Source organism: Cryobacterium sp. (assembly GCF_025463825.1).
In the GTDB taxonomy this organism is placed as follows: domain Bacteria; phylum Actinomycetota; class Actinomycetes; order Actinomycetales; family Microbacteriaceae; genus Cryobacterium.
Window position 1 is genome coordinate 1 of sequence record NZ_JAODBG010000037.1, and the last position, 8,949, is coordinate 8,949.

Here is an 8,949-nt window from a genome sequence, read left to right on the forward strand (position 1 = left end):
TGCCGAACGCGAGCGCACCGAACGCGCCGTGCGTGCTGGTGTGGCTGTCGCCGCAGACGATCGTCATGCCCGGCTGGGTGATGCCGAGCTGGGGGCCGATGACGTGCACGATGCCCTGGTTGGCATCACCCATCGGGTGCAGGCGGATGCCGAACTCGGCGCAGTTCTTGCGCAGCGTCTCGATCTGGGTGCGGCTGGTGAGGTCGGCGATGGGCCGGTCGATCGCCAGGGTCGGCGTGTTGTGGTCCTCGGTCGCGATGGTCAGATCGGGCCGGCGGACCGGGCGCCCGGCCAGGCGCAGGCCGTCGAAGGCCTGCGGGCTGGTGACCTCGTGCACGAGGTGCAGGTCGATGTAGATGAGGTCGGGGGTGCCGTCCTCCCCCTTCGCGACCAGGTGTTTGTCCCAGACCTTCTCGGCCAGGGTGCGTGGACGTGCGTCCGCGCTCGGGGGAACGGTGCTTACTGCATCAGTCATGTTCGTGGATCTTCCTCGGGAAATGGTGGTGAGCCAACGACGAACTCCGCGACGAGTGAGGCCTTCAGATACGGGACTCGTCGCGGCACAGAAGAAGAAGTCGACTAAACAGCACACCTCAGGCTAACACTGCACACGCATTCCGTCAGGCAAGGCGCGGCTCGCGTCAACCCACGGTCACCGGCATCCAGAACGCCATCACGCTCTACACGCTGGTGATGGCGGCGTTCAAGATCGCCGGCGCCAAGGTCGGCGACATCATCGGCCGGAAGCGCGCGCATCGGTCCGATCATCGGCGGGCTCTTCACCACCTACCTGTCCTGGCGGATGGCCTTCGCCAGCGAACTGCTGGTGGCACTGTTGCCGGGCAGGTCCTGCTCTCCGCCGGGCAGATCTCCCCCACGGTCATCCTCGTCGCCATCGGCCTGATGTTCCTGATCGCCTTCATCCTGGTGGAACGCTCCCGCGACCGGCAGATGGAACTGGACTATTCCGCGATCCAGAGCGGCGTCATTGTGCTTCCCCTGTCCCTGGCCGTGCTCCTGGCGGCGGCGGTGAGAGGCCGGGTGTTCAGCCGGCGGTTCCGCCCCCGCTCGGTGATCCTGGCCGGGTTCGCCATCACCGTGCTCGGCGCCCTGGCCGTGGGCCTGCTCGCCCGGGATGCCACCAGCGGCGCCGAGTTCGACGTGGGGCTCGCGCTGATCGGGTTCGGCGCGGGCACGATCGCGTCCCAGAACCAGAACCTCATCATGTCGTCCGTGGAACCGCAACGGTCCAATGAGACCTCCGGCGTCATCAACACCTCGCAGAACATCGGCGACTCCCCGGGCACGTCCCTGACCGGCGCGCTCATCCTGAGCGTGTTCGTGGTCACGGCCACCACCCTCATCGGGGAGAGCACGGAGTTCTCGTCGTCGCAGCAGTCCCAGTTGGAGACGGCGGTGACGAGCAAGGCGCAGATCGTCAGCGACGCGCCAATCACCGACGTGATCGCGGACGCCCCCGCCGAGCAGCAGACGGCGACACTGGCCATCAACGCCCAGGCCAGGCAGACCGCTCTCACCGTGGTCTACGCGGGGCTGGCGCTGGCCGGTCTGGCCGGTTTCGGCGCGGCGCTGAGACTGCCGCGGACTCCGCCGCTCTCCCAGCGCCCCGCCGCCGAGTCCACGGACGCTTAGTCGAGCGTCGATTCGACGAGGACGACGGTGACGTTGTCGCGGCCGCCCTTGGCCAGCGCGGCGGCGACCAGTTCATCGGCGAGCGAGCCGAGGTCCCGTCCGGCGTGCCCGGTCAGCACGGTCGTCATCTCCCGCACCGACAGCTCCTTCGTGAGACCGTCGGAGCAGATCAGGAATGTGTGGGTGCCCGTGGCCGGCTGCAACCAGACATCCGCGTCGACGAATTCGTCGGCTCCGATGGCGCGGGTGATGACATTGCGCACCGGGTGCTTCTCGGCGTCGGCCGCCTTGATCAGGCCGGCCTCGACCATCTCCTGCACCGCGGAGTGGTCAACGCTGAGTTGGGCGAGAGCGGCGCCGTCCCAGGTGTAGATCCGTGAATCGCCCACGTTGTAGGCCATCCAGTGAAACCCGATGCCGTCCCCGGCGTCGACGACCGCGACGCCCGCGAGGGTGGTGCCGGAGATCGCGGTGCCGAAGTCCTCGTCGGAGCTGAGGCCACGGACCGCGTCGTTCGAGGAGTGGATGGCATCGAGGATCCGCTCCGGGGTCGACGGGAGGTTCTCTTCGATGTGATCGGTGAAGACGCGGATGACGGTCTGGCTGGCAGCGTCCCCGTGGGCGTGACCGCCCATCCCGTCGGCCACGAAGAAGACCGGCGCCTGGGCCAGGAAGCTGTCTTCGTTGACCTTGCGCACCCGGCCGACGTCGCTGCTGGCGCCGAAACGCACCCGCAGGTCTGCCGAGCCGAGGGTGATCGCAGTCTCGCCGTTCACAGCCATCGTCGTACCGCCGGGGACCCGCCAGCCATCTGCACTCCAGCCATCTTCACTCCAGGAGTCGCGTCCATGCCCGCATCCGGAGCGCTTCCGGCCCGGACCGGGGGAAGTGGAGCCTCCACCGTATCAATCCTTTCGGCCGGTCCGGCCGAACTTCAACCGAGTCTATTCGCCGGTGGGACCGGTGGATTCAGCGGATTCGACCGCATTCGCCCTGCGGGTGTCCCTGTTCGTCTTGATCAGGCTTGCGACGGTGGCGACGGCCATCGACACGATGATCACGGCGAGGGAGGTCCAGGTGTTGATCTCCGGCGCCCATTCGAAACCTTCGCCGCCGTTGAGGAACGGTACCTCGTTGGTGTGCAGGGCGTGGAAGACGAGCTTGACGCCGATGAAGAACAGGATGAAAGCGATGCCGTACTTCAGGTACTCGAGACGTTCCAGCAGGCCGCCGAGCAGGAAGTACAGCTGGCGCAGGCCCATCAGGGCGAAGACGTTGGCCGTGAACACGATGAACGGACTTTGGGTGATGCCGAAGATGGCCGGGATCGAGTCGAGCGCGAAGATCAGGTCGGTGGTGCCGATGGCGATCAGCACGATCAACATGGGCGTGAAGAGCTTGCGGCCATCGATCGTGGTGCGGATCTTCGAGCCGTCGAAGGTTGGGGAGATCCGAATGTGGCGACGCAGGTAACGCACCAGCCCGTTCTCGGCGTCGTCCTCGCCACCTTCTTTGGCGAAGGCCTGGTGGATGGCGGTGTAGAGCAGGAACGCGCCGAAGATGTAGAAGATCCAGCTGAAGTTCTCGATCAGCTGGGCGCCGAGCAGGATGAAGATACCGCGCAGCACGAGGGCGATGATAATGCCCGCCATCAGCACTTCCTGCTGATATTTCCGGGGCACCGAGAACCTGGCCATGATGATGACGAACACGAAAAGGTTGTCGATGCTCAGGCTGTACTCGGTGAGCCAGCCGGCCAGGAATTGACCGGCATGTTCGCCGCCGCCGAAGATCAGCATCAGCAACGCGAAAACCAGTGCCAGGCCCACGTAGAAGACGACCCACAGGGTGGCCTCCCGGATCGAGGGTACGTGGGGCCGTTTGTAGACGATCAGGAGGTCGGCAACGAGGATCACGGTCAGGATGACCAGCGACGCCACCTCGAAGGCGAGGGGCAACTCAAGATTCACGAAAAGGGGGCCTTTCAGAGTCGGGCGGGTGCTGGAGTCAGAATAAGAACCCGAAAGTCTCTCCCGCATCGGCTCAGCCGACACCGCCGCGGCCGGGACCGCAAGCGGCCCGTGTTGACGACCACGGCATAGGGCCGTCCGAGGGGAACCCAGAGGGATACTCCCCTTCGGCTTTCGATCTTACTCGGCTCGGGTGATCTGAACCGGCCCGAAGACAACGTCGAACGGTCAACCGATCAGGGGATGGTTCAGGCGCAATACCGGCGATGCTCTCGCTGTATGAACAACGAAGAACTCCGCACCCTGGCCCGGAAAAGGCTCAAAGCGCGCCGGGATTTCTGGAACTACTGCGGTGTCTGGCTCGGGGTGACGCTCATCGTCACCACGGTGTGGCTGCTGACCGATCCCGATACTTCTGGCCGATCTGGCCCATTGGCGGCATGGAAATCGCCGCCTTCTTCATCGGCCTGGACGCCTTCGGCCCCAATCGCGGCATCATCACCGAAGACGCCATCGACGAAGAGGTGGCCAAGATCACCCGTTCGAACCCGCGCAGCGGAACGAACTACTAACCGGCGGCGCGCCGAACCGGCCGCCCCGAAGGGCGGCCGGCAGGTCGGCTGTGCGCAGCTGGTCCCTAGACGAGCCAGGGGTACTTGCGCACGATCGGCAGTGCCTTCCAGGTGATGCCGAAGCCCCAGGTGTCGCCGGCGGCGAAGACCGCCACGACGATCAGGGCCAGTGCGTAGATGATGTGGTAGTCGACCAGCGGATTGGTCGAAGCCGCGCCCGCGGCGAAGGGCCATTCCGCGAGGTACATGAAGACCATGATGAGGCTGCCGGCGGCGGCGCTGATGCGCAAGCCGACACCGAGCATGACGGCCAGCCCCACGGCGATCATTCCGAGCATGAACAGGAAGTCCACCAGTGGACTTGCGATGCCGACGAAGAACGGCTGTAGCGGGCCGGTGACGCCGGGGCTGTTCAGGAAGCCCTGGGCCGGGGTGCCGCCGTTGAGCCAGGCACGCTCCGCGGGGGTCGAAAACCCCAGGCCGAAGGTTTTGTCCAGGAACGCCCACAGGAAGATGAATCCAATGGCCAGGCGCATCACCGCGCGGGTGCGACGCTGGAGCCGGGTGGTGCCGACGTCGTGCGCGGGAGCGTTGAGTGTTGCCCCGCGAATTGTGGTGCTGGCCATGGGAGGGTTCCTTAGAGTCGGGTGCTGATGCCCGTGGCTTCTGCCACCGGCTGGAGTTCCAGACTCTCAGCCTTTGTTCAGCAACGACAGGGCCGAACGTCCCATGCGCTTAACGAAAAGTGCCCGGCTCTCCTTCGAGGAAGGAGAGCCGGGCGAGTGTGACCCCAACCGGATTCGAACCGGTGTTACCGCCGTGAGAGGGCGGTGTCCTAGGCCGCTAAACGATGGGGCCGTTTTTGCAACTTCACGAGTATGCCACACGCTCGATACACAGTTCAAATCGAGTGGTCCTTCCGCGCGTCGCGGCCGGCGGAGGGGGCATCCGTCGGCATCAACGGATGCCGGGCCTCGCCGGGCCGCAGGATGCGCGTGTCGCGCGTTGCCCAGCACCCGGTTTAGGTATTGGATCAGAACATGAAGTTGACCAAACTGGAGCACGCCGCACTCGTCCTCGAAGCCTCCGGGCAGAAGCTGTTCATCGACCCGGGATCGTTCACGACGGCACTGACCGAGACCGCCAACGCGGCCGCGATCGTGATCACCCACGAGCACCCCGACCACTGGACGCCCGAACAGCTGGGCCGCGTCATCTCGATGAACCCCGGCGTGCCGATTTACGGCCCCGCGGGCGTGGCCGCCGCGACCGGGGACATCGCCGTGAACGTGGTCGCCGAGGGTGACACCGTCACGGTGGGTCCGTTCACGCTGCGCTTCTTCGGCGAGAAGCACGCGGTGATCCACTCCTCGATTCCGGTGATCGACAACGTGGGGGTGCTCGTCAACGATGAATTGTTCTACCCCGGCGATGCGTTCACGATTCCGGACGGTGTGGTCGTGAAGACCCTGGCCGTGCCGGCCGGCGCCCCCTGGCTGAAGATCGGCGAGGTGATGGACTACGTGCTCGCAGTCAAGCCGGAGCGCAGCTTCCCGACCCACGAGATGGGATTGTCCCGAGGAGGCAAGGACCTCGCCAATACCCGGATCAAAACCGCCACGGAGCAGAGCGGCGGCACCTTCTTCCCGCTCGAACCGCACGAGTCACTCGACCTGTAGGCGATCCGCCTGAACCCAGCCGACGACGACCCGACTCGCCTGAATCAAAGGAGATCTCATGCGCTTCTCGTTACTGATCATCAGGGCCGAGACCCGCGAGGGTGACATCTCCGAGGAAGAACTGCCTCCGTTCCGGGAGCTGTTCGACGCGTACGCGGCGTCGCTGCAGGAGTCTGGCGCCCTCGTGGCGGCGGATATCTACCGCCCGGCCGCGGAGTCCACCACGGTGACCCTCCGCGACGGCAGCCACGAAGTGCGCGAAGGCCCGTTCATCGACGCCGTCGAGAGCCTGGCCGGGTGCTTCGTCATCGACGTGGCGAACCGGGCGGCGGCGCTGGATTGGGCCGAGAAATGCCCGGCGGCGCTCTACGGCGTCGTCGAGGTACGGCCGTCAGCGGTGGCGTTCCAGGACGGGCGCTGGCGCGGCGGGTCCTGACCGCTCGCCGCAAGCAACGCGGTCACATCGGCGTTCGTGGTGGCATCGAAGTGCCGGTAGTACTGCCCCACGGATGCGAACCCGAACGGGGCGGCGACCGAGATCACGCGGTCGGCGCATTCCCCCGCCGGCCGCTGCAACTCGGTGACGGCGCCCGCGGCGATCACCGGAGCCGCGAGGACGACCCGGGCGGCGCCCATGAGCCGGGCCACCTGGCACGCCGCCCTGGCCGTCGAGCCGGTTGCGACCCCGTCATCCACGATCAGTGCGATGCGGCCGGCGAGCTCCACCCGGGGCCGGCCTGCGCGGAGTTCGGCGACACGGGCCTCCAGCAGCGGCCGCTCCCGGCGTTCAACGGCACGGAGCTGCGCGTCGGGAACGCCTGACTGGGCGAGGACCCGGGCGTTTCGCACGTACACCCCCTCCTCGCCGATTGCGCCCATTGCGACCTCCGGTTCGAACGAAAGACCCAGCTTGCGCACGACGATCACGTCCAGGGGGGCGTGCAGGCGCTTCGCGACTGCGGCGGCGACGGGCACTCCCCCACGCGGCAGTCCCAGCACCACGAGATCTCTACCGCGGTAGTCGTCGAGCATGCTGGCCAACTGGCGGCCGGCATCCGCTCGATCGTCGAAGAGCGCCATGGGTGCAGCGTCGTCCACACCGTCGCCCGCCGCAAGGTGCGGAAGAAGAGTCAGTGAGCTGTGTCGTCGGGTGAGCGCAGCAGAAACCGGGTGAACCAGTCAGCGGCCAGGTCGGCGGCGGCGCCGAGGGTGCCGGGTTCCTCGAACAGGTGGGTGGCGCCGGGTATGACGGCCAACCGGTTCTCGCAACTCAGGTGGGTCTGCGCGTCGCGGTTGAGGTCCAGCACGGTGGCGTCCGCGCTGCCGACGATGAGCAGGGTCGGCGCGGTCACCTGGGCCAGTCGGGGTCCGGCCAGGTCGGGCCGGCCGCCGCGCGAAACGACGGCGGCAACCCGGGTTCCCTTTTCCCCCGCCGCCCACAGCGCCGCGGCGGCGCCGGTGCTCGCGCCGAAATATCCGATGCGGCAACCGGCCGTGTCGGGACGGCGGGCCAGCCAGTGCGTGGCTGCAGTCAGGCGTTGGGCGAGCAGTTCGATGTTGAAGACATTGGCGCGGTCAGGCCCTTCCTGGGGAGTGAGCAGGTCGAACAACAGCGTGCCCAGCCCGGCGTGGAACAGTACCTCGGCGACGTACCGGTTGCGGGGGCTGTGCCGGCTGCTGCCGCTGCCGTGCGCAAAAAGCACGACGCCCGTCGGCGACGCGGGTAGGTGCAGGTGTCCCCGCACCGTCACCTTCGCCAGCGGGATGTCGAGGTCCAGGTCGGCGTCCGCACTGGTGCCGGCCACGCTCGCCGGCTCCCCGTGCAACCGCCGCCCGGCTTCGTCGAGGAGCCGCACGACCTCTTCGTCGCTGGTCGCTGAGAAGTCCGAGTAGAACTGTCCCACCGCCCAGAACGTCTCGGGCGCGGCGACGTAGACGACCTCGTCCGCCCCGGTCAGGTTCGGCAGGGTGCTGGCGGCGATCACCGGAACGGCGAGGACCACCCGTTCGGCACCGAGTCGTCTCGCCACGTCACAGGCCACCTGGGCCGTGGCGCCGGTAGCCACGCCGTCATCCACGATCACCGCGATTCGGCCGTCCAGCGCGACCCGCTCCCGGCCCGGCCGCAGCCGCGCGACCCGGTCATCGAGCTCGGCGCGCTCGCGGGCTTCGACCGCGCTCACCTCCTCGTCGGTGACGCCGGTGAGGGCCACGATGGATTCGTCGACGAGTTCCTCGCCGCCCTCGCCGATGGCTCCCATGGCGAACTCGGGCTGGAACGGCACCCCGAGCTTCCGCACCATGATGACGTCCAGCGGCACCCCCAGCACGGCTGCCACCTCGTACGCGACGGGCACTCCTCCTCGGGGGATGCCGAGCACCACGACGTCCTGCCCGCGCAGGTCGAGCAGCTGGGAAGCGAGCCGGCGGCCCGCGTCGACACGATCGGTGAAGAGCACCACGCAGCCATCATCGACCCGGCGCATCGGCCGCGCTAGCCGCCCAGTCGCACGAAACCGGTGTGCCGGGCGTGCACCTGGGTCATGATTGCGGGATGAGCATGCACGAGGACCAATTGCATGTGGACGTGGACACGGTGCGCCTGCTGATCGCCGAGCTATTTCCCCAGTGGCGGAATGAGCCGGTCGATCCGTTGGCCTCAGATGCGACGGTGAACGCTATCTTCCGGGTTGGGTCCACCCTGTCCGCCCGTTTCCCACCCCGCGCGGCTGACTCGAGTTCGTCTCGGGCAGGGCTGGCCGCTGAAGCGGCCGCCAGCCGGGAACTGGCGCTGCACAGTTCGGTGCCCGTCCCGTCGCCGGTCGCGATCGGCGCACCCGGCCATGGCTATCCCCTGCCGTGGTCGGTGCAGACCTGGCTCCCGGGTTCCGTGGCCACCCCCGACGGCGCCGGGAGGCGCGGAGGTGATGTCCCACGGGGATCTGATCCCCCCGTTACTTTCTTCGTAGCCCTTGATCGTGTAGTTATGTGAGGGTGTTGGCCTGTCAGGCCCGGCATGGTTCTTGCCCCCAGTCGTCCATGATCCGGGGGGTGTTGTCACCGGGCCTGACTGGC

At 67.2% G+C, this 8,949-nt stretch carries 11 protein-coding genes and 1 tRNA gene; 5 read left to right on the forward strand and 7 right to left on the reverse strand.

Translation table 11 applies throughout. The features are described from left to right. Positions 1-475: aconitase family protein (locus JWP54_RS04600; RefSeq protein ID WP_297367951.1), on the reverse strand; the 475-nt coding region annotated here is incomplete at its 3' end. Between the two features lie 218 nt (positions 476-693). On the opposite strand from JWP54_RS04600, the gene JWP54_RS04605 reads away from it, so the two are divergent. Continuing rightward, the gene (locus tag JWP54_RS04605) at positions 694-1,653 is read left to right on the forward strand and encodes an MFS transporter (protein WP_297367954.1); all 960 of its coding nucleotides are present in this window, start codon (positions 694-696) and stop codon (positions 1,651-1,653) included. On the opposite strand, the gene JWP54_RS04610 is transcribed toward JWP54_RS04605, so the two are convergent. After that, positions 1,650-2,429, reverse strand: coding sequence for a protein phosphatase 2C domain-containing protein (locus tag JWP54_RS04610; RefSeq protein ID WP_297367957.1), 780 nt, complete (start codon positions 2,427-2,429; stop codon positions 1,650-1,652). The two genes, JWP54_RS04605 and JWP54_RS04610, sit on opposite strands and share 4 nt — an antisense overlap. A 168-nt stretch (positions 2,430-2,597) precedes the next feature. Then, complete coding sequence (locus JWP54_RS04615) at positions 2,598-3,623, reverse strand: TerC family protein (RefSeq protein ID WP_297367960.1); 1,026 nt, start codon at positions 3,621-3,623, stop codon at positions 2,598-2,600. A gap of 440 nt (positions 3,624-4,063) precedes the next feature. Here JWP54_RS04615 and JWP54_RS04620 point away from each other — a divergent pair, with 440 nt between their 5' ends. After that, positions 4,064-4,195: a hypothetical protein gene (locus tag JWP54_RS04620; protein ID WP_297367963.1), complete on the forward strand. Its 132-nt coding sequence runs from the start codon at positions 4,064-4,066 to the stop codon at positions 4,193-4,195. 65 nt (positions 4,196-4,260) lie between these two features. Here the strand turns inward: JWP54_RS04620 and JWP54_RS04625 are convergent, their stop codons facing one another. Further along, positions 4,261-4,821 (reverse strand): DoxX family protein, encoded by a 561-nt coding sequence (locus tag JWP54_RS04625; protein WP_297367966.1) that lies wholly within the window; start codon positions 4,819-4,821, stop codon positions 4,261-4,263. A 159-nt stretch (positions 4,822-4,980) separates the two neighbouring features. Further along, positions 4,981-5,053 (reverse strand) — tRNA-Glu (locus tag JWP54_RS04630). A 182-nt stretch (positions 5,054-5,235) separates the two neighbouring features. Here JWP54_RS04630 and JWP54_RS04635 point away from each other — a divergent pair. Together JWP54_RS04635 and JWP54_RS04640 are read left to right on the forward strand one after the other, a co-directional pair. Next, positions 5,236-5,874 carry an MBL fold metallo-hydrolase gene (locus JWP54_RS04635; RefSeq protein WP_297367970.1) on the forward strand — a complete coding sequence of 213 codons (639 nt, stop codon included), beginning with the start codon at positions 5,236-5,238 and terminating at the stop codon, positions 5,872-5,874. A 58-nt stretch (positions 5,875-5,932) separates the two neighbouring features. Next, positions 5,933-6,310: a YciI family protein gene (locus JWP54_RS04640; protein WP_297367973.1), complete on the forward strand. Its 378-nt coding sequence runs from the start codon at positions 5,933-5,935 to the stop codon at positions 6,308-6,310. Here the strand turns inward: JWP54_RS04640 and JWP54_RS04645 are convergent. Both JWP54_RS04645 and JWP54_RS04650 read right to left on the reverse strand, forming a co-directional pair. Further along, entirely contained in the window at positions 6,241-6,954 is a 714-nt protein-coding gene (locus JWP54_RS04645; protein ID WP_297367976.1) for a phosphoribosyltransferase, read from the reverse strand. The genes JWP54_RS04640 and JWP54_RS04645 overlap by 70 nt on opposite strands. A gap of 50 nt (positions 6,955-7,004) precedes the next feature. Further along, positions 7,005-8,336 carry a phosphoribosyltransferase family protein gene (locus tag JWP54_RS04650; protein WP_297367979.1) on the reverse strand — a complete coding sequence of 444 codons (1,332 nt, stop codon included), beginning with the start codon at positions 8,334-8,336 and terminating at the stop codon, positions 7,005-7,007. A gap of 98 nt (positions 8,337-8,434) precedes the next feature. On the opposite strand from JWP54_RS04650, the gene JWP54_RS17660 reads away from it, so the two are divergent. Continuing rightward, positions 8,435-8,866: a phosphotransferase gene (locus JWP54_RS17660; RefSeq protein ID WP_367274182.1), complete on the forward strand. Its 432-nt coding sequence runs from the start codon at positions 8,435-8,437 to the stop codon at positions 8,864-8,866. Positions 8,867-8,949 lie beyond the last annotated feature (83 nt).